The following is a 23,234-nucleotide window of genomic DNA, read 5'->3' on the forward strand; positions in this document are numbered from 1 at the left end:
TATGGAAATTGAGTATTTTGGTGGCAATGCAATTAGATTAAAAGTCGGGACTACAAGTATTGGTTTTGATTTGAGTCTACCAGGGCAGGATAAGTTTGTTGGAGCTTCAAAAGAACTTAGGGCGGCTTTTTATACGGATTCATCTAAGGTCAAAGGTACTCTTCCGGATGGAGTAATGAAGTTTGAGATGGCTGGAGAGTACGAAATTGGACCTTTTAGCGTCCAAGGTGTAGCAACAAAATCTTATGGCGATGTTTATGGTACTTCAAGCTCTAATGTTTATCTTGCGGACGGTGGTGAATTTGGGCTTATTGGAGTAGTTGGGTACGTTAATAAAGAGTTGGATGAAAAAGCAGGGGAGCTTTTAGCTAATGCTAGACTTTTATTTGTTCCGGTAGGTGGTACTGGACTTGGTCTGGAGCCTGAAGAAGCTTTAAAAATTGTGAAAGAGTTAAATGCTGAGTTTGTTGTTCCTATTCATTTTGATGATGGTAAAACTAAGTACGATTCTCCACAGGCTAAAGTAGACGAGTTTATTAAGCTTACAGGAGTTGAACCTGATGTGTTTGAAGGTAAGGTTAATACTAAGAGCTTGGGCCCTGCTATAGACGGCTTTAAGGTGGTTGTAATCAAGCCATAGGCGATATTAGTCACTCTAATGTAAGTTAATAATAAAAAGACTCCCTGTTGGGAGTCTTTTTATGAAGGAAGAAGTCCCCTTTTCTTAAGAATTCTTATCCCTTGGGCGCTAACTTTAAGTTTCACTTTTTTACCATCAATCATAATGGTCTTTTTTTGTAGATTTGGCTTCCAAGTTCGTTTAGTATGACGCTGTGAAAAACTTACGTTGTTACCGTACTGCTTTCCTTTACCTGTTACTTCGCATCTTTGCATAGAAAATTTATTACTCGTATAGATTATAGGTTATTTTGACGTTTTTTTCAACAGGATAGAGAAGAGACTTGTCAAAAGCTATAATGTTGGCTTATCAGGGTGTAGCTTAGTTGGTAAAGCGCACGGCTGGGGTCGTGAGAGCGGAGGTTCAAGTCCTCTCACCCTGACCATTTGATATAATTGGTTATAGTAACTGTTTGTTGTTCTTACAGTTAAGTGGTCGCCCGGCCGTCCATTTTTTTTGGTAACCCGGGAGGAAAGTCTGGGCAGCTAAGCGCCAAAGTGATAGTTGTTAACAACAACCGTTCGGCCTTCAATACGAAAGTCGGATAGGGAAAGTGCCACAGAAAATATACATACTTCTTCTTAAAGGAGCAATGGTGAAAAGTATACTTCTCGCGGTGACGCGAAGGAGTTGGTAAACCCTATCAGCTGCAAGGTGGAGTCGTTATTTTTCACTGATTTAAGTGAAGTTAGAGGCGTATTTTAAAAACGGCTTGATTAAATCCGCGATTTAAGAGCAGTGGAGTGATTCACTGCCAAGATAGATGACCACAGTTAATTTATTAACTTACAGAACCCGGCTTATTTTTAACTTTAAGAAAATACCAAACAGTAAATTTAAAAAACCCATATGATTCATGGGTTTTTTAAATTTACTAAGCTTTACCGAATTTCTTACAGTTGAGGTTTATTTATCAAGGTCCTGGACTAGCTTAGAAAAGGCTTTTTCGTCTGCTACAGCTATATCAGCTAGAACTTTCCTGTCTAAGCTAATATTTTTTACTTTAAGTTTTCCTATGAAACTTGAGTACTTTGTGCCATTAGCTTGGCACGCATTAGAGATACGAGTGATCCATAGTTTACGGAAGTCACGTTTACGGTTCCTCCTATCTCGGTAAGAGTACTGGAGTGATCTATTAACAGCTTGCTTAGCAAGTTTATATGAACGAGTTCTATTACGCTGCATGCCTTTAGCTTGCTTTAGAATTTTCTTGTGCTTTCTGTGCTTGTTGATACCTTTTTTAACTCTCATAATCTTTTTTTAGTATTTAAAATTGTTGTTCTAGCAACTACATTCCAAGGGAACGTTTAACACTTTTTTGCTTTGTAGAGTGGACTTCATTTCTTTTACGATTATCTCGTTTACGGCCCTCACTTTTCTTTTCCATGAAGTGATTCATGAACCCACGACGACGCATAAGCTTACCAGAGCCAGTTACTTTTACTCTTTTAGCAGTAGATTTGTGTGTCTTAATCTTTGGCATTTTAATTTAATCTAAATTTAATTAGTTTTTGTGTCGATAGATGATACTGATATTACGACCATTAAGCTTAGCTGGCTGATCGATATCGGCCCATTCACTTATTGTACCACTGATTTCTTCTAATCGCAAGAAACCTAAGTCTTGATGGGCATTCTCTCTTCCTTTTAGCATCATAGTTACTCTAACTTTGTGTCCCTCTTCTAAAAAGACCTTCATTTTTTTAAGTTTTGTATCAAGATCATGCTGCCCAATTTTAAGTGAAATCCTTACCTGTTTTACTTCCGTAACATGAGCTGTTTTTTTAGCAGCGCGATCTTTTCTTTCTTGCTGGTATTTAAATTTGCCAAATTCCATGATACGAGCTACGGCAGGGTCGGAGTTAGCCGATATCTCTATAAGGTCTTTTCCCTGTTCCTCAGCTATTTTTAGAGCTTCTTGTTTGCTCATGATACCAAGGAGGTCTCCTTCTTCGGAGATGACACGAAGAGTCTCTGCTCGGATTTGATGATTACGGTTGATTCTCGCCTTAGGGGCTGCGTTTCTACTTCTTCTTCTCAAGTTTTAAATTATTACTAGTTTTAAACTGTTCTTTATAGAGAATATTATAACATAAGGTTAAATCAAAGTGTTATTAGTATTATTTATATCGATATTGGAGAGCTTCGACTATATATTCTGTTTTAATGTTATCGGATCCAGCTAAGTCAGCAATAGTTCTAGCAACTTTAATTGTTTTCATATAACCTCTGGCAGAAAGTTGGAGTTTTTTAGCTGATGAGTCTAAAAATAACTTAGCTTCAGGATTTAGCTTAGCCAAGGTCTTTATTTGGGTATTCGTCATGCGAGAATTACTCATAGAAAGGTCTTTAAAGCGCCTGTGTTGGGTTTTTCTAGCCATGATGACACGCTTTCTAATGTTGGCACTTTTTTCACCGCTAGGGGCGTCTTTTAAGAGTAAGTTATGTTTAACTTTCTGGACTGTTAATACCATGTCTATACGATCAAGAAGGGGTCCAGATAGCTTTTTGCTATAGGCGAGAGCTTGAAGGTGAGAGCATGTGCATTCTTTGTCTTCGTCGAGCGCATAACCGCATGGGCAAGGATTTTGAGTAGCGATTAACATGAAATCGGCAGGATAGGAAGAGTTTTGATTGGCCCGAGAGATATTAATAACTTTATCTTCAAGGGGTTGTCTTAGTGCTTCTAGGGTGACTCTAGGGAATTCTGGAATTTCGTCTAAAAATAACACTCCCTTGTGGCTTAAACTTATTTCTCCAGGCTTAGGGATTTTACCTCCTCCGATTAGAGCTGCAGAACTGGACGTGTGGTGTGGAGACCTAAAAGGTCTGTTAGTTATAACCCCTTTTGTTTCTCCTGATAAACTATGGATTTTAGTTATTTCAATTATTTCTTCCTCGCTTGGGGGAGGTAAAATTGAAAGTAGGGCTCTGGCCATCATAGTTTTTCCAGCTCCGGGTGAACCGTTAAGCAAAACATTATGATGCCCTGCTGCGGCAATTTCTAAAGCTCTTTTTGCTTGGGCTTGACCTTGTATCTCGGCGTAATCTATTGGATTGTCATCTTTAAAGTTAATAATTGAAGGCTTCTTGATCTCTATAACTGGAGCTGTTCCGTTTTTAATTACTTCGACGACATCTTGTAGTTTAGAACAGGGAATAACATTAATTCCACTGACTAGCCATGCTTGAGAGCTATTTTCACTAGGGATAAAAATGTTTTGTAGCTTATTCTTCTTAGCAACTTCTATGTGGGAGATTATGCCTTTGACGGGTCTAATAGAACCATCAAGGGAGAGCTCACCAATGAAAGAGCTACTTTTTACTAAGTCGTTATTTGGAACTTCTCCCGAACTGACTAAAATAGAAAGAGCCATAGGTAAGTCATAGCTGGTTCCATCTTTAGGTAGATCTGCTGGTGCGAGGTTTAAAGTGGCCTTTTTGGTGGGCATCTTCAGGGCGGAGTTTTTAATTGCGCTTCGGATACGCTCTCTGGACTCATCAATAGCTTTTGCCCCGAGACCAACTATTGTTATCCCTGGTAAGCTGTTAATTAGGTCACATTCTACAAGGATTTTTTCTCCTTGATAGCCGATATTTGTAGAAGAATAGATAGTTGCGATCATATTTATAAGGGATTAAGGATTGGTATTAAAGGAAATTCGGAAAAGATCGAATCTAAGTTTTATTCTAGATTTAAGAGCAAGAAAAAAGCAATGACTTTGCGAGTTGCCATTGCTTTTTAAGTTTTAGAGAAGGAGTAGTGTTTTTGGTTCTTTTTATTTTTGAGCACTAATTTTGTTCAAGTGCTACTTATAGATAATAGAGCTTAAGTTTGGCGAAGTCAACAATTATTTTGATTTTTGTACAAATAATTTATCCACAGGTATTCAACAGGGGAGAGTTAATCGTAGATCTATGTATAGGGTCTGCTGTAGGGGCTTGAAATTGATAAACGCTTATGCTAGTATTTTATTTAAGAGATTGCAAAAGACAAAACAAAAACAACAAAAATATAAAGTCAAAAATCTCCAAAAAGTAACACCCAAAGTGGCCCTAAAGGCTGCGGAGGGTGATCGGTTAAAAGGTAATTCTGGGTGGGCAAGCGCTATTTATTTTTTACTTGAGCGTTAATTGTTACTCAGAATTCCTCCTAGATTCTTTAAAGATAGAAATTAAGTATTTCTAACTTTTGTACATAAAGTTAATAAAAAAATAAAACACTAAAATGTCTTTAGTTTTTAAAAGTGTGTGTAAGTTTGAGACTAAAGATATTTTAAAAAAGTTATAAAAGCCTAAAGATCTTATTGTTTGAGATGTTTAGGCTTTTATAATTTATTTCGAGAATAATTAGTTAAGAATATTACCTAATGCTGGTTAATGCTTGATGACTGATTATATTTAATGAGTTCTCTGGATTTATCTGTGGGGTAGAGGTATAATGCTTTGTATAAGTTTGTTAAACAAAAAAGATCTATATAACAGTGGTAGGGATGTTATAAACTTATTAAAAATGAGCTCTATAATATAAGAGACAGGGTGGAGAATAAATATGAATCCTCAATTACCTAAAGTAGAAGTCGGACCCATCGAAGGTGATGTTCAGGGCGAAATTAATAAAGCTTATAAGGAAGCCCCAACAGGGGAGGTTAATCCTCAAAGAGACCCATCAGAGTTGCTACGTGCTGGGGGGTCAGTCGGAGTTGAGGCGGGGTTAACTAATTTTGAAGCCGTTAGTGATGGTAAGACTACGGATGATAATTCATCTGATGATAACAGCGTTGATGATGTTGATGATGGTACTAGTCCCGTGGCGCCAGCTATAGCTAAGCCAGCTATAGGCAGTGCTGTGGTAGCCCAAACTCCAGCGGTAGCCGATGACAAAGATGATATAGAAAAAGAGTGGATTAGCAAAGCAAAACGCATTGTTGAACAAACCAAATTTGACCCATATTTACAGGAAAGGGCGGTCTCAAGACTCCAGGCTGACTATATGAAGAAGAGATTTAATAAAGATATCAAGTTACCCGAAGGAGACGGATAACCACTGTAAATGTTGTTTATATTAACTGTATTTCTATTAGTATTACTCATCTTAGCTTTAGTGGGTTTGGCAATTTTTATTGGTTATAGAAACACAAGCCGAGAGTTTAAAAACTATGAACGTGGTTTGAAGATGGTTTCTTTAATGATCCACTTACCACCATCCAGTGAAGATATCGAAGGGGGAGGAAGAGACAAGAGAGATGTTGTGGAGGAAACAATAGCACCAGCGGAAGTGATGTACAATATACTCGCTAGTACAACCTCTAAAGGTTTTAAAGCAAATTTTTATGGTCAAAAACATGTCGGATTTGAGATCATAGCTGTTAATAATACTATTAACTATTATGTTGCTGCTCCTGTTTCTTTAATTGATGTTATAACTCAAGCAGTGACTAGTGCTTATCCATCTGCGAGAATAGAAGAAGTTGAAGAACATAACTTGTTCAATGCGGTAGGTAAGATTGGGGGAACAATAGGAGGAGAGATACATCTGGCTAAGGAGTTCGCTTACCCAATAGCTACTTTCCAGGAAACTAAAAGAGATACAATGCAGTCACTTCTTAACTCTCTAATATCTCTTAATAAGCAAGACGGTGTGGGATTACAAATATTAGTAAGGCCTGCTAATGAAAACTGGGCTAAAACCGCAAAAGGTGTTGCTAGCAGAAAAAAGAAGGGTGAAAAAAGTAAAAAAGGACTTTCAGTCGCGAACATTCCGGTTAAACAAGTTGTTCAGGCTCCTTGGAAGGTGCCGGATTGGGGAGATAAAAAAGATGACAAGCCAAAAGACCTTTCTGGAACAGAGCAAGCTATTGTAGATGCTATTGAGAATAAAACCCAGTACCCTGGGTTTGAAGTCTTAATGAGAATCGTTGTAAGCTCTAACACATCTGCTAGGGCTCAATCTATACTAAATAATCTAACTGCAACTCTTGCTTTATATAACGCGGAAGGTAGAAATGGCTTAAAGTTCAGTGCTGCTAAAGATATTGAGAAATTTATCACTGCTTTTATATTTAGATTCTTCCCTCAGGAAATGAACAAAGATGTTTTAAATAGTATTGAGTTGGCCACAATATTCCATCTGCCTGATCAAAAAAATACTCCAACTTCACAACTTCAGAGGCAGGCCTCTAAACAAGTGGATGGTCCTTCTAATATGCCAACTGAAGGCCAGCTGATGGGATTCAACTTATACAGGGGTATTAAGAAAGAGGTCAGAATTACAGCAGAAGATAGACTGCGTCACATGTATATAGTTGGTCAGACAGGTACGGGTAAATCGACACTTCTTAAGAACTTAATGCTCCAAGACATGCTTGATGGTAAAGGATTTGCTTATTTGGATCCTCATGGTCAGGACATTGAAGACATTATGGGCATGGTCCCAAAGAACAGGGTAGATGATGTAGTTTACTTCTCTCCTAATGAGCTTGATAATCCAGTTGGGCTCAACTTATTTGAATTCCCTCCTGAGCATCCTGAGCAGAAAGACTTCTTAATTCAAGAAGCTATTAGTATGCTTTATGAACTCTATGATCCAAACCGTCAGGGTATGATGGGGGCACGCTTTGAGCAGCTATTCAGAAATGCAGCTTTAACTGCTATGGCTGATCCTCAGGGAGGAACTATTATTGATCTACCGAAGCTATTTGTAGATAAAGACTATTTAGAGAGTAAATTGAAGTATGTAACAGCCCCAGATATTCTGGAATTCTGGCGAAAGGAGATGCCAGCATCTGCTAAATCTAGTGATCATGGTGAGCTTATTTCGTGGTTTGCCAGTAAGATTGGGGCCTTTAGAACTAATGAGATGATGAGGAACATCGTCGGGCAGGTTCATAGCGGAATTAAAATTCGTGAGGCGATGGATGAAGGTAAACTAGTCTTTATTAATCTTAATAAGGGTAAGACTGGAGATATTAATGCAAAACTTTTAGGTATGATCTTCTTAACTAAGTTCACTGCAGCAGCAATGAGTAGAAACACTCAAGATAAAGAAAATCTGAGGCCATTTACGTTGTATGTAGATGAGTTCCAAAACTTCTTAACTGACTCTGTTAAGACAATTTTATCCGAGGCAAGAAAGTATAAGTTAAGTATTGTTATGGCTAACCAATATGTTGGTCAGTTAACTGAGGAGATTAAGAATGCTGTATTTGGTAACGTTGGATCTTTAATATCACTTAGAACAGGTCCTGAAGATGCTGATACGTTAGTAAAGCAGTTTGAGCCAGTATTTTCAGCAGATGATCTTATTAAGATGCCAAACTTGAATGGAGCAGTAAAAATGCTTGTAGGTGGCGTGCCCTCTAATCCATTTACGATGTTTATACCATTCCCAGAGAAGAAGTCTAATCCGCAAATAGCTACGGCTTTAAAGAGACTGTCTGCCTCTAAATATTCAAGACCAAAAGCAGAGATCGAGAAAGAGATTTATGAAAGAATGAAAGATAAGGAGACTTTAAGTCCTACAGCAAGCGCACAGGCCGATATAAGCACAATGAAGCCAAAATCCTTCTTAGATGACTTCTTAGCAAAAAAAGGTACAGGTGGTGGCCCTAAAGAAGCGAGAACAGTGCAGCCAACCCAATATCCACAGCAACCAGTTCAAACTTCTGTACAGCCAGCTCAATCGACTGATAGTGGTGAATTCTCGGTTAGGTAAAATAGACAATAAGCTACAGCTTGAAACTATAATTTGTGCTATAATTAAGCGTAAGTAGTAACAGTGATTTTACTTTTGGAGGGCATGGGAATATCAAATTCCCTGTAACAAATATGGCTAAAGGCGATTATGATTCGAGTCAGATTCAAGTTCTTGAGGGCTTAGATCCGGTTCGTAAGCGTCCGGGAATGTACATTGGTAGTACCGGTTATGACGGTGTCCATCATCTGATTAAAGAAATTGCCGATAACTGTATTGATGAGGCTATCGCTGGTTATGGGACTAAGGTTCTAATAACAATTCTAGCCGATGGTGGAATCAGAGTTGAGGATGATGGTCGAGGTATACCAACTGATAAGCACGAGAAAACTGGCAAGAGTGCTCTTGAAACAGTACTAACAGTTCTTCACGCTGGAGGTAAGTTCGGCGATGGTGGCTATAAGATTTCATCTGGTCTTCACGGTGTAGGATCTTCTGTAGTAAACGCTCTTTCAACTAAACTTGTTGCCGAGGTTAAAAGAGACGGTAAATTACACCGAATGGAGTTCGCGACTGGTATACCTCAGGGAGAAATGAAAGTTGTTGGAAAAGCTGAGGGCACAGGTACAACAATTACTTTCTGGCCAGACTTTTCTATTTTCGAGAAAATCAACTGGGACTATGATTGGGTAGTTAATTACATTAGACATCAGGCTTATCTAACTAAAGGTTTATACGCAGAAGTAAAAGATGAGCGCACTCAAGCTGGCAGAGCTTTCTATTTTGAAGGGGGAATTAGCTCTTATGTTAGACACTTAAACTTTGGTAAGGAGTTGGTCCAAGAAGATATTTTCTATGTTCAAAAGAAGGTCGAAGATGTTGAGGTTGAAGTCGCAGTGCAGTATACAGATGCTTACACTGAGCAAGTACTTTCATTTGCCAACAACGTCCCTAACCCTGAAGGTGGAACTCATCTAACTGGCTTTAGGACCGCTTTAACAAGAGTAGTTAATGATTATGCCCGCAAGAATAGTTTACTAAAAGAAAAAGAGGAGAACTTAAGTGGAGAGGATGTCCGTGAGGGTCTAACCGCTATTATCTTAGTAAAGATTCCTGACCCACAGTTCGAAGGACAAACTAAGAATAAGCTTGGTAACCCAGAGGTGAGGGGTTATGTTGAACAAGTTTTTGCAGAATACTTCTCTTATTATCTAGAGGAGAATCCAAATTCTGCTAAAAAGATTATCGGTAAATCTTTGCTTGCGGCTAGGGCGCGCAAAGCAGCACGTGCGGCTCGGGATAATATCATCCGTAAGGGAGTTCTTGATGGTGCCTCAATGCCAGGTAAATTAGCTGACTGCTCTACCAAGGATAGAACAAAGGCAGAGCTGTTTATAGTAGAGGGTAACTCTGCGGCAGGATCTGCTAAAGACGGCCGTAACAGTGACCACCAGGCTATTCTTGCCCTAAGAGGTAAGGTATTAAATGTTGAGAGAGCTAGAATGGACAAAATGCTGGCCAATAAAGAGATTGTTGATCTTATTAAAGCTATTGGAACCGGTCTCGGGGAGCAATTTGATTTAGCCGGCTTAAGATACGACAAAATCATTATCATGACGGATGCAGATGTTGATGGAGCCCACATTTCCACACTTCTTTTAACTTTATTCTTCAGACACTTTAGAGAATTAGTTGATAATGGGCATATTTATATTGCTCAACCACCACTTTACGGCTTAAGAAAGGGTAAGAAATTGAATTATTTATTCACTGATGAAGAAAAAGACGCTATGATTGAGGACTTGATTAAAGAGAGAAAGTCTAAGGGTGCTGAGATTGATCCTAATCAAGATAAGATTAAGCAAGCTGGAGTAGAAGTCAACAGGTATAAGGGTCTAGGAGAAATGGATGCTGATCAACTTTTTGACACTACTATGGACCCTGAAAAAAGAGTATTATTAAAAGTTTCTATTGACGATGCTGAAAGAGCAGATGCTGTATTTAGCAAATTAATGGGTGATGAAGTTGATATGAGAAAGAAGTTTATTGAATCTCAGGCTAAGTTTGTTAAGGATCTAGATATTTAGGAGTTATTAGCTTATGGATGGTGATAAAGATTTAACTAATATAGAAGAGCACGAGCAGGTTCAGCAGGGGATTCCTTTACTTGCTGATGCTCAAGATGTAGCTCCTGGTAATATACTTGGTGCGAGTGTTGAGAAAGAAATGGAAAACCGTTTCTTGCAATACTCAATGAGTGTTATTGTGTCTCGTGCCTTACCGGATGTAAGAGATGGACTCAAGCCTGTACATCGTAGAATTCTTTTCACAATGAATGATAAAGGTATTCGTTCATCCGGAAAGACTAAAAAGAGTGCTGAGATTGTTGGTGAAGTTATGGGTAAGTATCACCCTCACGGTGACGGAGCTATATATGATGCTATGGTCCGTTTAGCTCAGACTTGGTCGCTAAGGTATCCATTAGTAATTCCTCAGGGTAACTTCGGATCTATGGATGGAGACGAAGCAGCGGCTTCTAGGTATACAGAGGCTAAAATGCACCAGCATGCTGAATTGATGCTTGAAGATCTGGAAAAAGATACAGTTGATTTCACTGATAACTACTCTGGAGAATACCAAGAACCGACAGTACTACCTGCTAAACTTCCGAATTTACTAATCAATGGACAGATGGGGATTGCAGTAGGTATGGCCACTAATATTCCTCCGCATAACCTGTCAGAAGTTGTAGATGCCACAACGATGATGATTGATAATCCTGACTCTACTGTTGAAGATTTGGGTACTGTTATTCATGGTCCTGACTTCCCGACTGGTGGTGTTATTTATGGTAAAAAGTCTGTTCAGCAGGCTTTTGCAACTGGTCGTGGTGGCGTTATTTGTAGGGGTATTGCAGAAGTTACTCAGGGGAAGACTGGTCGATCTCAAATAATAATAAGCGAAATTCCTTATGCTGTTAATAAAGCTACTTTGATCCAGAAGATTGCAGATTTAGTCAACGAAAAGAAAATTGTAGGTATTGCTGATGTAAGAGACCATACTTCAAGGGGTGAAGTTAAGATAGTCATTGATCTTAAAAAGGACGCTTATCCGAAGAAGATTTTGAATCAGCTATATAAGTTAACACCTTTGCAAACTACTTTCCATTACAATACTTTAGCACTTATCGATGGAATCCAGCCGAAAGTTTTAAGCTTGCCAGAGGTACTAACAGAGCATATTAAGCATAGACAAATTGTAGTTAGAAGAAGGACCGAATTTGAGCTTAGAAAAGCCAAGGCACGGGCTCATATTTTAGAAGGTCTGATGATTGCTCTTGATCATATTGATGAAGTAATTAAAGTAATCCGAGCTAGCAAGACTACTGAAGAGGCTCGAGATAGCTTGATGTCTAAGTTTAAGCTTAGTGAGATTCAGGCTGGAGCAATTTTAGAAATGCAATTAAGGCGCCTTACTGGATTAGAGCGAGCTAAGATTGAGGAAGAACTTGCTGAGTTAAATAAGTTGATTGCTAAGCTAGAAAAGATACTTGCAGATGAAAAAGAAATTCTAAAGATTATTAAAGATGAACTAGCTCAGATTAAAGAGAAGTATGGAGATGAGCGTAAAACTAAGTTTATCCCACAAGAGCTTGATGGCTTTAGCGAAGAAGATCTAATTCCTAACGAAGAGGTCGCTATAACCATTACTGGCCAGGATTATATTAAACGAGCTTTGCTTGCTGATTACAGAAAGCAAAACAGGGGCGGTAAAGGTAAGCGTGGTATGGGAGTCAAGGACGCCGATGTAGTTAAGCAGCTAGTAGTGGGGGGAACTCATGATAATTTATTATTCTTTACGAGTAAGGGAAGGGTTCTGCAGACTAAAGCATACGAAGTGCCGAGTGTTGGCCCAAATGCCAAAGGGACTCCTATTGTTAATTTGCTGAACTTACAACCAGAAGAGAGTGTAACGGCTGTATTAAACATGAGTTCTGTTGAGCACGCTAAATATCTCTTCATGGCTACTATCAATGGAGTGATTAAGAGGAGTAAGTTAGAGGACTATAAGAATATTAGGAATAATGGGATTATCGCTATTAAATTAGATGATGGGGATGCACTTAATTGGGTAGCTCTAACAGATGGAGATAGAGAAGTTATACTTTCGACGGCTGATGGTCAGGCCTTAAGGTTCAGTGAGAATGAGGTACGTCCAATGGGTCGCTCTGCTAGGGGTGTTAAGGGTATGAGACTACGTCCTGGAGACTCAATTGTAGGGATGGATATTGTTGTGGAGAGCTCAACAATTGTAGTGATATCTGCAAACGGTTATGGAAAGAAAACTAAAGTAGACCAGTTTACTGCGCATAAACGCGGTGGGGTGGGTATAAAAACAGCTATTGTGAATGATAAGACTGGGAAGATTGTTGATGTTAAGTCTGTAACTAGCTCGGCAAGTGAGCTGATGATGATTTCTGAATCTGCACAAGTAATCCGACTTTCTTTAAACGATGTACCGAGTTTAGGGAGAACTACTCAAGGGGTAAGAGTAATGCGACTTTCTGATGGAGATAAAGTAGCTGGCTTTGAAGTGGTACAGGAGTCATTAGACGGTAGTGATGAAGAAGAGAACAGCTCACTAGATCTTAAATAGAGTGTGTATCTTACAACGTAATTGTAAGTAGATGGGGGTTGATAAGCGATAGATGAGTAGAGTATACTAAGTAATTACTGTAGCTCATTTTACCTCTTATTTTTTGCGAGTAAATTGAAGTGAGCTGTAAGAAGTGCCCTCGAGATTTTAAAGAGAATGACCTTATACGGTCGTCTTTTACTCTAGCGGTAAGAAGTTTAAAAATTTGGTAGTGCAGCGTCAACGTTAAAATTTCTATTTTAATGTTTTGAGTTTGAATAAATATATATACAGATTGATTCAGAATCTAAATTCTTTTTTTGGAGAGTTTGATCCTGGCTCAGGATGAACGCTGGCGGCATGCCTAATACATGCAAGTCGTGCGAGAAACCACCTTCGGGTGGCGGAAAGCGGCGGACGGGTGAGTAACGCGTAGAAACATACCCCAAGGTGAGGGATAAGCATCGGAAACGGTGTCTAATACCGCATACTGTCTACGGACAAAAGATTTATCGCCACGGGAATGGTCTGCGTCTGATTAGCTAGTTGGTAAGGTAAAGGCTTACCAAGGCGATGATCAGTAGCTGGTTTGAGAGGATGATCAGCCACACTGGAACTGAGACACGGTCCAGACTCCTACGGGAGGCAGCAGTAGGGAATTTTCCACAATGGGCGAAAGCCTGATGGAGCAATGCCGCGTGCGGGATGAAGGTCTTCGGACTGTAAACCGCTTTTATATGTGAAGATTATGACGGTAGCATATGAATAAGGATCGGCTAACTACGTGCCAGCAGCCGCGGTCACACGTAGGATCCAAGCGTTATCCGGATTTATTGGGCGTAAAGAGTTGCGTAGGCGGCTAAGTAAGCAAATAGTGAAAGAGGGTGGCTCAACCATCCGCACATTATTTGAACTGCTTTGGCTAGAGAGCGGAAGAGGTAGCTGGAATTATTAGTGGAGGAGTAATATCCGTAGATATTAGTAAGAACACCAATGGCGAAGGCAGGCTACTGGTCCGTTTCTGACGCTCAGGCACGAAAGCGTAGGTAGCAAACAGGATTAGATACCCTGGTAGTCTACGCCGTAAACGATGGATACTAGCATTCGGAGGTGTCGACCCCTTCGGTAGCGAAGCTAACGCGTTAAGTATCCCGCCTGTGTAGTACGAGCGCAAGCTTAAAACATAAAGGAATTGACGGGGACCCGCACAAGCGGTGGAGCGTGTTCTTTAATTCGAGGCTAAGCGAAGAACCTTACCAGGGCTTGAAATCCTGCGAAGTCTATCGAAAGATGGATGTGCCTTTTGGAACGCAGTGACAGGTGCTGCATGGCCGTCGTCAGCTCGTGTCGTGAGATGTTGGGTTAAGTCCCGCAACGAGCGCAACCCCTATGTTTAGTTGGATTTTTCTAGGCAGACTGCCTCGGTAACGGGGAGGAAGGAGGGGATGACGTCTGGTCTTTATTGCCCTTATGTCCTGGGCTAGAAACGCGCTACAATGGCCGGTACAATGGGCAACAGCGAAATCGCGAGATGGAGCAAATCCCACCAAAGCCGGTCCCAGTTCGGATAGCAGGCTGAAACTCGCCTGCTTGAAGTCGGAATCGCTAGTAACCGTGGGTCAGCACACTACGGTGAATACGTTCCCGGGTCTTGTACACACTGCCCGTCAAGCCATGGGAGTCACCAATACCCGAAGTCTCACATTCGTGGGCCTAAGGTAGGGGGGATGACTGGGGTTAAGTCGTAACAAGGTATCCGTACCGGAAGGTGCGGATGGATTACCTCCTTTCTAGGGAGAATACTATGTTTGTCCTCACAGACAAACTAGGTCGGAAACTCTTGATCGATTTAGGTTTTTTGATCAGTTACCTAAAACAGATAATATGAGTTACCAAAGATTGATCAAATTTTACAAAGAATTCGACGCTGCACTACCAAATTTTTAAACGATAACTAGATGATTATACTTTTATAGCCTTCTCTCCAAGGTTATTTTTGTTGTTCTAATTTAAGAAGTGCAAGGTACTCTGTGTTTTTTCCAGACCTTCCTGTAATCGGGGACTTAGTGATAGATAATAGCTCAAAATTGTTTTCATCAAAGACTACTCTCATCCTATCAAGAATTTTCTTTAGATCTTCTTCATTTACCTTTCCCCTGTATAGTTCTTCTCTCTTAGCTTCGTAATGGGGTTTAATAAGTGTAATTGCTAATCCATTTTTTTTAGATTTGACTTAATTGCTGGGAGAATTTTTTCTTGTTTAGTCCAGGCTACGTCGGATACTATTAGATCTACTTCCTCAGGGAGAGTCACATGCATAGCATTGGTTTTTTCTAAGACTACTATTTTTTGGTTATTTCTAAGATTCCATTCCAAGCAGTTCTTAGAGGTATCTATTGAGTAGATCTTCTCAGCTCCGTTCTGGAGGAGGCAATCCGTGAACCCTCCGAGATTGCACCCAAAGTCTGCACAGATTAGACCCTCTACTTCAATCTCAAATTCATCTAAAGCATGCTGTAATTTTTTTCCTGCTCTAGAGACGAACTCTTTTTGAATATTCATCTTATCCCCCGAAGCTGTTTTGGAAGGGCTTTACGAGTAGGCTTACAAAAGCTTCGCCTAGACCGAAGGCAATTAGTAGACCTATTATGGCGGCGAGAATGCTGGTAAGTTTAAAGAAGGTGTACATGCTGCCAAACCAGTTCTCGATTTTTGCGCTTCGACTGAACATGTTTGTGTAACGGTAATTATATTGAAGTGTAATTACTCCGTAGACTGTTATGACAAGGCCAAGCAGGAAGGATTTAATACTCATATTTTATCTTTCTTAAGTTTAACATTAAGAGCAGGGTTATTCCAGTAAGATACGCTAGTAACTGAGGTATTCTATGTGTTAAAATATGTATATTGATGGGGGCATAGCTCAGTTGGCTAGAGCACTGCCTTTGCAAGGCAGGGGTCCAGGGTTCGAGTCCCTGTGCCTCCACCATCTTACACATGAAGTTTCGGATGGTTGGCCAAATTGTTTAGTTTGGTTTTTTTAACAAATGGGGTTATAGCTCAGCTGGTTAGAGTGCGTCACTGATAATGACGAGGTCCCAGGTTCAAGTCCTGGTAACCCCACCATCCTACGCTAAACTTCAGATGGCAAGCAACAGTAAACTTTTAGTTTATGCTGTTAGATTGACAACTAATTTTTGGTATATTTACAGCGATAGCAGCCAAGTGGTAAACTTAACATTAGTATAAGTTTTAGAAGAAGTTTCTAGAGAGCTCAGCTCAGAATTACTAGATCTTAAATGGGTAATTTTGATTTGAGCTTTTGCAGCCAATAGGGAGTAGGTTTTTGGTCCACCGATTATAGCGATAAGTAGCTTTAGCGACGGTCCAACTGCCTCAAGATCTCTAGCCAAGGTAGCTTAAGTTCAATGCAAATTAACAATTTGGTGATGATTCTATTAAACAGGCTGACAGGTGTTTTTTAAAGTAAAATTTAAACGATATCAATGCACTGCCTGTTTTAAAATTTAGAAGTTACTTTGAACTAGCATAAAAGCTTTTTTAAGGGCACACAGAGGATGCCTTGATATGTAACACCGATGAAGGACGCGATAGTCTGCGATAAGCTTGGGGGAGCTGACAATAAGTTTCGATCCCAAGATCTCCGAATGGGGCAACCCATCCTGGGTCATGCCAGGATACTTCTGCCTGAATATATAAGGTAGTTAGAGGGAACCGCGTGAACTGAAACATCTAAGTAGCGCGAGGAAAATAAAGTAATCAACGATTCCGTGAGTAGTGGCGAGCGAAAGTGGAATAGCCCAAACCTTTTAGACTTTTCGTCTGTTAATCTATTAGTAGACGAAATAAGTTGGTAGACGAATGTCTATAAGGGGTTGCAAGATTATACATAATCAAGCAAAAATTCTTTGATTTATCAGAGAGTTTTTGTTTGTGAAGTCTACTACCATTTAGACTGTGAGAGTAAAAATATATTTAGAAGAACAAGCTGGAAAGCTTGGCCATAGAGAGTGAAAGCCTCGTATTTAAAATTTAGATTTTGAAATCATTTGTATTTTCTTAAGTAGGTCGGGACACGTGAAACCCTGACTGAATCTAGGAGGACCACCTCCTAAGGCTAAATATGTTACATGATCGATAGTGAACGAGTACCGTGAGGGAAAGGTGAAAAGAACCCCGGGAGGGGAGTGAAATAGACCCTGAAACTGTGTGCCTACAAGGAGTCGGAGCAGATTTATTCTGTGACGGCGTGCTTTTTGTAGAACGATCCAACGAGTTATTCTATAGTGCAGCTTAAGACATGTGTCGGAGGCAAAGCGAAAGCGAGTCTGAATAGGGCGAATTTAAGTACTATGGAATAGACCCGAAACCGGGTGACCTAACCATGGCCAGGCTGAAGCATCGGTAAAACGATGCGGAGGGCCGAACCAGTGTATTGAGTGCTTGGATGAGCTGTGGTTAGCGGTGAAATGCCATTCGAACCGGGAGATAGCTGGTTCTCCTCGAAATAGCTTTAGGGCTAGCGTCGCGTGGTAACAATTGGGGGTAGAGCTCTGAAAAGAACTGGGGCTGGCAACGGTACCCACTCTTACCAAACTACGAATACCAATTGCGAAATCGCGGCAGTCAGAACGTCGGGGCTAAGCTCGGCGCTCGAAAGGGAAACAGCCCAGACCATCGTCTAAGGTCCCTAAATTAATACTAAGTGGGAAACGAACTGAGATTTCTTAAACAGCGAGGATGTTGGCTTAGAAGCAGCCATTCATTTAAAGAGTGCGTAACAGCTCACTCGTCGAGAAATCTTGGGCGGAAAATGTAACGGGGCTAAAGTATTATACCGAAGACATGGATTACAGATTTATCTGTAGTGGTAGAGGAGCGTTGATAGTGCGCTGAAGGTGAACTGTGAGGTTCGCTGGAGGGCTATCAAGTGAGAATGTTGGAATGAGTAACTTCAAGACAGGTGAGAATCCTGTCCGCCGAAAGAGTAAGGTTTCCTAGACTATGGTAATCATTCTAGGGTTAGTCGGGCCTAAGCCGAGGCAGTTTAGCGTAGGCGATGGACAACGGGTTAATATTCCCGTACCGGTATATCTTTTTTAACTTGTATGCGGAGTGGTAGTTTGAGCGGATTCATGGTTATATCCGTTTAACTGGTTAGATTTTTCGAGCCAGGAATACGAGCTGTAAGCTTTCGAGCTCGCAGCGAGTCAGCAAAGCTACTCTGCCCAGAAAAGCTTGTTAAAGCATGGGATATGCCGCCCGTACCAAAACCATTACAGGTACTCAGGTCGAGAAGACTAAGGCGTACGAGAGAATCTTGGTTAAGGAACTCGGCAATACAGCGACCGTAACTTCGGGATAAGGTCTGCCCAGTGTAAGAACTGGGTTGCAACAAAAGAGTCCAGGCGACTGTTTATTTAAAACACAGGTCTCTGCTAACACGAAAGTGGATGTATAGGGGCTGACTCCTGCCCGGTGCCGGAAGGTTAAGGGGACGCGTTAACGCGCTGAACTGAAGCCCCGGTGAACGGCGGCCTTAACTATTAGGGTCCTAAGGTAGCGAAATTCCTTGTCGGGTAAGTTCCGACCCGCACGAATGGAGTAACGATCTGGACACTGTCTCAACCAAGATCTCGGTGAAAGTGCATTGGCGGTAAAGATGCCGTCTGTCCGCACCAGGACGAGAAGACCCCGTGGAGCTTTACTACAACTTTACATTGAATCGGGTTACAACATGTGTAGCATAGGTGGGAGCCTTTGAAGCAGATGCGCTAGCATTTGTGGAGGCGCCAGTGAAATACCACCCTTGTTGTGATTTTATTCTCACCCTGACCGTTATCCGGTTAGGAGACCGTGTATGGTGGGTAGTTTAACTGGGGCGGTTGCCTCCCAAAGAGTAGCGGAGGCGTTCAAAGGTCGGCTAACTACGGATGGAAATCGTAGTGATAGTGCAAACGCATAAGCCGGCTTGACTGTGAGACCAACAAGTCAAACAGGGACGAAAGTCGGAGTTAGTTGTCCTCTGTCTTGAGAATTTATTCTCATTAGCGCGTGGTAGCGGCAGAGCTTACGGATAAAAGTTACCCCGGGGATAACAGGCTTATAGCGCCCAATAGTCCACATTGACGGCGCTGTTTGGCACCTCGATGTCGGCTCATCACATCCTGGGGGGGGAGCCCCTCCCAAGGGTTCGGCTGTTCGCCGATTAAAGTGGTACGCGAGCTGGGTTAAGAACGTCGTGAGACAGTTCGGTTTATATCCGGTGTGGACGAGTAGGAATTGTGAGAATAGCTGCCCCTAGTACGAGAGGACCGGGGTGGACGAACCTCTGGTGTGTCAGTTGTCGTACCAACGGCATTGCTGAGTAGCTAAGTTCGGAACGGATAAGCGCTGAAAGCATATTAAGCGCGAAGCCGCATTCAAGATTACAGTTCCCTATGAGGCCCCAGAAAGACCATCTGGTTGATAGGTATGCGGTGAAAGCATGGCGACATGTTGAGCCTACATATACTAATAGGTCCATTGAGCTTTTATGAACCATGCAGACCAGATCATTTTTGGATTTATTCATCGTGATTTGATCTGCTGGAAATTTAAAGTTAACTTCTTAAGTTTTAGCAGGCAGTGTAGTGATATTGTAGCTACTTTATTAGTACATCTAATCAGTTTTGTTTAATAGAATTCATCATCAATAATTTAATTTAATTAACAAAAACTAAAAAGACCATGGTCATTAGTCAGAATTCTTCAATTTTATTTAAAAAATTGTAGAGTTGTGATCGGTGCCCATGGCGCTGGGGAAACGCCTGATACCATTCCGAACTCAGAAGCTAAGCCCAGTAGCGGCGATGATACTCCTTCGGGGGAAAGTAGCACGGTGCCGAATTATAAAAAAGGAGTCCTAACGGGCTCCTTTTTTCTTTTTTTAAGTTTATTAAAAACTATATGTACTAAAAGGGTTGACATTATTGCTTATGTTTGATAGAATGTAATGTAGATACAAAAACTCAGTTAGTTTTAAGTTATCTTAAAGTTTATCTGAATTAAGTTTTTGTTATCTAGAGTGTTAAAACTCTTTTGAGGGTAGTCTAAAATGAATTTATTCATTGCGGGCTGCCCTCTTTTTTGTTTTAGACTCTAGGATAAAAAGTTAATAAAGTGAGAGATTTAATTTAATATTATGGCAGGAACAAAAGCAGGTGCTGCAAGAGCAAAAAAAACAAACTTAGAGCGATACGGTAAGAATTTTTACGCTGAGATCGGTGCTAACGGCGGTAAGGTAAAGGGTGTTAAAAAAGGTTTTGCTGCTAACCCAGCTCTAGCTGCTAAAGCTGGAAAAGCTGGCGGAGCAGTCTCAAGACGTGGAAAAAAGAAAGTAGCTTAAATTAGCTATAAAATAATAATGGGCTCATCAAAAAAAGCTAAAAAAGCTCTTCAAAAACTTACTCCTAAGGGTGATTTCCTTGGTATTTCAGATGAATTCCCTCAATTATGTAAGGGAGATAAACCATGCAGGAATATAGTGGGTATAGGTGCTGGAATAGTACTTGCTCATGAGAAAGCTGCTAGAGGAGTGATCAGTGGTCCAGGGTATGCTGAGGCGAATGCTTTAGCGGAGCTAAGCGTACTAGCCAGTTTGGCTCAATGGAGTGGTTGTCCAGGTCCAGGTACAGATCATTCATGTCCCACGGCTGAGTATATGGGTCAAGCCGTAAGTATAGCTAACTTTGGGTCAGAGATGGCTTTAGAAAAAGGAAGTTTCAAACGTGGACAAGAAGATGCTGGACAATCTTCACCTGGAACATATTTGTAGATTCTTTAATGTCGGTAGGTTCTGGTAAAACGGGATTTGCCGACGTTCCATTTGTGTGAACAGTTCGGGCAAACATATGCATTAACAGCGGTCTGGAGACCGTTTTTTCGACATTTGGGACATTCTGAGCGTGAGCTAGCCCAATTGATGTAACTAGATAGTGCTTCTTCTTGTTCGCTTTGGTTAAACTTTATTTTGTATTTTTTGCAGAGTTCTTTGGTTAAGTGCCAAGCGGAAGATTCTATTTTGAGTAGTTCGGCATCGGATTGGTAGTCAAAATGGTTTAGCTCTGCATGAGCTACTTCGTGTAAAAGCTTATTGGCAAGTTTATTCTCGCTCAGTTCTGAGTTATTCTTTGACTCAGTATAAGTTATTTTTTTAGAGTCTGAGTTCCAAGAGAAGTGATCTCCTGCTTCAAAAGTTGTCTCTGGAAAGTCTTTTTTTAGTTTTAAAAGAAGATTGTTAAAGCTCATATATTTTTATATTAAGCTAGTTCAACTAGAGTTATAAAGTTGGAGATTTGTTTTGTTGTTAAACTAAGTTTTTTACAGAAGTTTTTTAAGTCATTATATTGTTTGGGGTCGTGCTCTAATAAAACCCAATTGTTTTTAGTAATTATCTCTTGATTAGTTAATTGGTTTAAAAAGTTTTTTATAATTTGTAGTCCATTATCGCCAGCAAAAAGAGCAGAGTGGGGCTCATGTTTTAGTCTTTTATTTTTAATATCTGGCCAATTCTTATTTACATATGGTAAGTTAGCTAAAAAAAATGATTCTTTTAAATCTTTTTGATCAATATTTTTGATCAGGTTGGTTTTTTTGTACTTTACAGTGGTAGTATTGTTAATTCGAGCATTTAGTTTTGTTAAGTTTAGCGTTTTATTACTAATGTCTGTAAGAGTTACTTTAAGATCGGGACGAGCTTTTGCAAGGCTTAGACCAATTGCTCCAGTTCCTGTGCCAATATCAAAAACTTTTGAGTTTTTAGGTATGTTTTTTATGGCGTATTCTACTAGATCTTCAGTCTCTGCTCTTGGAGATAGTACTCGCTTGTTTACTTTGAGATTTATATTATGAAACTGGGTAGAGTGGAGAACTGTAGCAAGAGGCCTTCCAGCAAGTAATTTACCGAGTAAATTATCTAGTTTTAGTTTGTTTTTATTTGTTAAGAATATTTCACTACTTTTGCTAGTAATTTGAGTTTTATTAAGTTTAAGAATTTTTCCAGCTATCTGTTCTGGTGCGTGAGGATTGCTTTTTAAGGTAGACGCACGTGCTTTTATGAGCCACTCTTCAAGGGTTATTTTTTTACTCATTTTCGATAAGTTCTACTTCGGCTTCTTTTAGTTTTGTGAAGAGATCATCTACATCGCCGTCCATGAAACCTTGAATATTACTGCGACTATAACCAATTCTATGGTCTGTAACTCTATCCTGAGGAAAGTTATAGGTTCTAATTTTTTCACTTCTGTCACCTGACCCAATAAGCTCTCTTCTTTTTGAGCTAAGCTCTGATTGTTCTTGGTCTAGTTTTATTTGTAAAAGGCGAGATCTAAGCACTTTCATGGCTTTATCTTTATTTTTGATTTGTGATTTTTCGTCTTGGCAAGTGACAACTAATCCAGTAGGCAAGTATGTTATTCTAACTGCAGAGTCGGTGGTGTTTACGCTCTGACCACCGTTTCCGCTACTTCTAAAAACGTCTATTCTTAAGTCTGATTGTTTTATCTCAATGTCAGTTTCTTCAGCTTCTGGCATTATTGCGACAGTTGCCGTAGAAGTATGTATTCTTCCGGCAGACTCTGTAACTGGAATTCTTTGTACTCGGTGGACTCCGGCTTCGAATTTTAACTTTCCGTATGCATCTACTCCTTTGACTTCAATTGATGAGTCTTTAATTCCGCCGGATTCTGAAGGAGTTGAAGAAATTAGTTCAGCTTTTAAATTATTATTTTCACACCAACGTAAATACATTCTGACTAACTCTGAGGCGAATAGACTAGCTTCATCTCCGCCAGCGCCAGCCCGAACTTCGATAATAGCGTTTTTAGAATCATTTGGATCTTTTGGGACAAGCAGTAGTCTTAGTTGATTACTTAGGTTAGTAAGTTTTTCTTCTAGATCTAACTTTTCTTGTCGAGCCATTTCTGATAGTTCGCTATCTTTTGACTGAATTATTTCTTCGGCTTCTTGAATTTGTTTCTCAGTCTCTTCTATATCCGAAAAACATGTCACTATTTCTTCTAGCTCACTTAAACGACGGTTTTTTTGTGAAATTTTCGGGTCGTTAAACGCGTCGGGAGAAGAGAGTTCTGTTTTTAAGTTCTCTAATTCTTCTCGGTAAGATTTGTATTTTAATATCTGTGCTTCAGTCATCTTGTTTGCTAATTA

17 protein-coding genes, 3 tRNA genes, 3 rRNA genes and 1 other RNA gene are annotated in these 23,234 nt (G+C 40.2%); 14 read left to right on the forward strand and 10 right to left on the reverse strand.

All coding sequences use genetic code 11. The features are described from left to right. Position 1: 1 nt before the first annotated feature. Positions 2-640, forward strand: coding sequence for an MBL fold metallo-hydrolase (locus H6799_01370; protein ID USN97728.1), 639 nt, complete (start codon positions 2-4; stop codon positions 638-640). Between the two features lie 59 nt (positions 641-699). On the opposite strand, the gene rpmB is transcribed toward H6799_01370, so the two are convergent. Then, the gene (gene rpmB, locus H6799_01375; GenBank protein ID USN97729.1) at positions 700-894 is read right to left on the reverse strand and encodes a 50S ribosomal protein L28; all 195 of its coding nucleotides are present in this window, start codon (positions 892-894) and stop codon (positions 700-702) included. A 95-nt stretch (positions 895-989) separates the two neighbouring features. Here rpmB and H6799_01380 point away from each other — a divergent pair. Next, positions 990-1,064: transfer RNA gene (locus H6799_01380), tRNA-OTHER, on the forward strand. Positions 1,065-1,099: 35 nt separating this feature from the next. Next, positions 1,100-1,500, forward strand: an RNA gene (gene rnpB, locus H6799_01385) — RNase P RNA component class A. A gap of 85 nt (positions 1,501-1,585) precedes the next feature. On the opposite strand, the gene rplT is transcribed toward rnpB, so the two are convergent. The 4 genes from rplT to H6799_01405 all read right to left on the reverse strand — a co-directional run bounded on the left by rplT (position 1,586) and on the right by H6799_01405 (position 4,305). After that, the gene (rplT, locus tag H6799_01390; protein ID USN97730.1) at positions 1,586-1,930 is read right to left on the reverse strand and encodes a 50S ribosomal protein L20; all 345 of its coding nucleotides are present in this window, start codon (positions 1,928-1,930) and stop codon (positions 1,586-1,588) included. Positions 1,931-1,967: 37 nt separating this feature from the next. After that, positions 1,968-2,162, reverse strand: a complete 195-nt coding sequence (gene rpmI / locus H6799_01395; protein USN97731.1) for a 50S ribosomal protein L35 — start codon at positions 2,160-2,162, stop codon at positions 1,968-1,970. A 21-nt stretch (positions 2,163-2,183) separates the two neighbouring features. Continuing rightward, entirely contained in the window at positions 2,184-2,720 is a 537-nt protein-coding gene (locus tag H6799_01400; protein ID USN97732.1) for a translation initiation factor IF-3, read from the reverse strand. A 79-nt stretch (positions 2,721-2,799) separates the two neighbouring features. Then, a complete protein-coding gene (locus H6799_01405; protein USN97733.1) occupies positions 2,800-4,305 on the reverse strand; it encodes a YifB family Mg chelatase-like AAA ATPase in 1,506 nt (501 codons plus the stop codon). 926 nt (positions 4,306-5,231) lie between these two features. Between H6799_01405 and H6799_01410 the strand changes: the two genes are divergently transcribed. The 5 genes from H6799_01410 to H6799_01430 all read left to right on the forward strand — a co-directional run bounded on the left by H6799_01410 (position 5,232) and on the right by H6799_01430 (position 14,800). Then, a complete protein-coding gene (locus tag H6799_01410) occupies positions 5,232-5,723 on the forward strand; it encodes a hypothetical protein (protein USN97734.1) in 492 nt (163 codons plus the stop codon). 66 nt (positions 5,724-5,789) lie between these two features. Beyond that, the gene (locus H6799_01415; GenBank protein ID USN97735.1) at positions 5,790-8,393 is read left to right on the forward strand and encodes an ATP-binding protein; all 2,604 of its coding nucleotides are present in this window, start codon (positions 5,790-5,792) and stop codon (positions 8,391-8,393) included. 113 nt (positions 8,394-8,506) lie between these two features. Beyond that, entirely contained in the window at positions 8,507-10,459 is a 1,953-nt protein-coding gene (gene gyrB / locus H6799_01420) for a DNA topoisomerase (ATP-hydrolyzing) subunit B (protein ID USN97736.1), read from the forward strand. 13 nt (positions 10,460-10,472) lie between these two features. Beyond that, the gene (gene gyrA / locus H6799_01425; protein USN97737.1) at positions 10,473-13,028 is read left to right on the forward strand and encodes a DNA gyrase subunit A; all 2,556 of its coding nucleotides are present in this window, start codon (positions 10,473-10,475) and stop codon (positions 13,026-13,028) included. Positions 13,029-13,324: 296 nt separating this feature from the next. Continuing rightward, positions 13,325-14,800: ribosomal RNA gene (locus H6799_01430) — 16S ribosomal RNA — on the forward strand. 415 nt (positions 14,801-15,215) lie between these two features. Here H6799_01430 and H6799_01435 read toward each other — a convergent pair. Together H6799_01435 and H6799_01440 are read right to left on the reverse strand one after the other, a co-directional pair. Then, entirely contained in the window at positions 15,216-15,569 is a 354-nt protein-coding gene (locus tag H6799_01435) for a methyltransferase domain-containing protein (GenBank protein ID USN97738.1), read from the reverse strand. Position 15,570: 1 nt separating this feature from the next. Beyond that, positions 15,571-15,822, reverse strand: a complete 252-nt coding sequence (locus H6799_01440; protein USN97739.1) for a hypothetical protein — start codon at positions 15,820-15,822, stop codon at positions 15,571-15,573. Between the two features lie 97 nt (positions 15,823-15,919). Between H6799_01440 and H6799_01445 the strand changes: the two genes are divergently transcribed. From H6799_01445 to H6799_01470, 6 genes are all read left to right on the forward strand, one after another. Next, positions 15,920-15,996 (forward strand) — tRNA-Ala (locus tag H6799_01445). Positions 15,997-16,056: 60 nt separating this feature from the next. Beyond that, a tRNA-Ile gene (locus H6799_01450) sits at positions 16,057-16,133 on the forward strand. A gap of 425 nt (positions 16,134-16,558) precedes the next feature. Next, positions 16,559-19,565: ribosomal RNA gene (locus tag H6799_01455) — 23S ribosomal RNA — on the forward strand. A 244-nt stretch (positions 19,566-19,809) separates the two neighbouring features. Next, positions 19,810-19,917: ribosomal RNA gene (gene rrf / locus H6799_01460) — 5S ribosomal RNA — on the forward strand. The 16S, 23S and 5S rRNA genes sit together here with 2 tRNA genes alongside, the layout of an rRNA operon. Positions 19,918-20,211: 294 nt before the next feature. Continuing rightward, entirely contained in the window at positions 20,212-20,415 is a 204-nt protein-coding gene (locus H6799_01465) for a hypothetical protein (protein ID USN97740.1), read from the forward strand. 18 nt (positions 20,416-20,433) lie between these two features. Then, entirely contained in the window at positions 20,434-20,844 is a 411-nt protein-coding gene (locus tag H6799_01470) for a hypothetical protein (protein ID USN97741.1), read from the forward strand. A 5-nt stretch (positions 20,845-20,849) separates the two neighbouring features. Here the strand turns inward: H6799_01470 and H6799_01475 are convergent, their stop codons facing one another. Genes H6799_01475 through prfA form a run of 3 tightly spaced genes read right to left on the reverse strand, consistent with a single transcriptional unit; the run spans position 20,850 to position 23,219 of the window. Next, positions 20,850-21,317 carry a hypothetical protein gene (locus tag H6799_01475; GenBank protein ID USN97742.1) on the reverse strand — a complete coding sequence of 156 codons (468 nt, stop codon included), beginning with the start codon at positions 21,315-21,317 and terminating at the stop codon, positions 20,850-20,852. Between the two features lie 11 nt (positions 21,318-21,328). Further along, positions 21,329-22,159 carry a peptide chain release factor N(5)-glutamine methyltransferase gene (locus tag H6799_01480; protein ID USN97743.1) on the reverse strand — a complete coding sequence of 277 codons (831 nt, stop codon included), beginning with the start codon at positions 22,157-22,159 and terminating at the stop codon, positions 21,329-21,331. Next, positions 22,152-23,219 carry a peptide chain release factor 1 gene (gene prfA / locus H6799_01485; protein ID USN97744.1) on the reverse strand — a complete coding sequence of 356 codons (1,068 nt, stop codon included), beginning with the start codon at positions 23,217-23,219 and terminating at the stop codon, positions 22,152-22,154. Before prfA ends, H6799_01480 begins: the two co-directional genes overlap by 8 nt. Positions 23,220-23,234: the final 15 nt, after the last annotated feature.

Source organism: Candidatus Nomurabacteria bacterium (assembly GCA_023898665.1).
Taxonomy (GTDB): Bacteria; Patescibacteriota; Saccharimonadia; order Saccharimonadales; family HK-STAS-PATE-42; genus HK-STAS-PATE-42.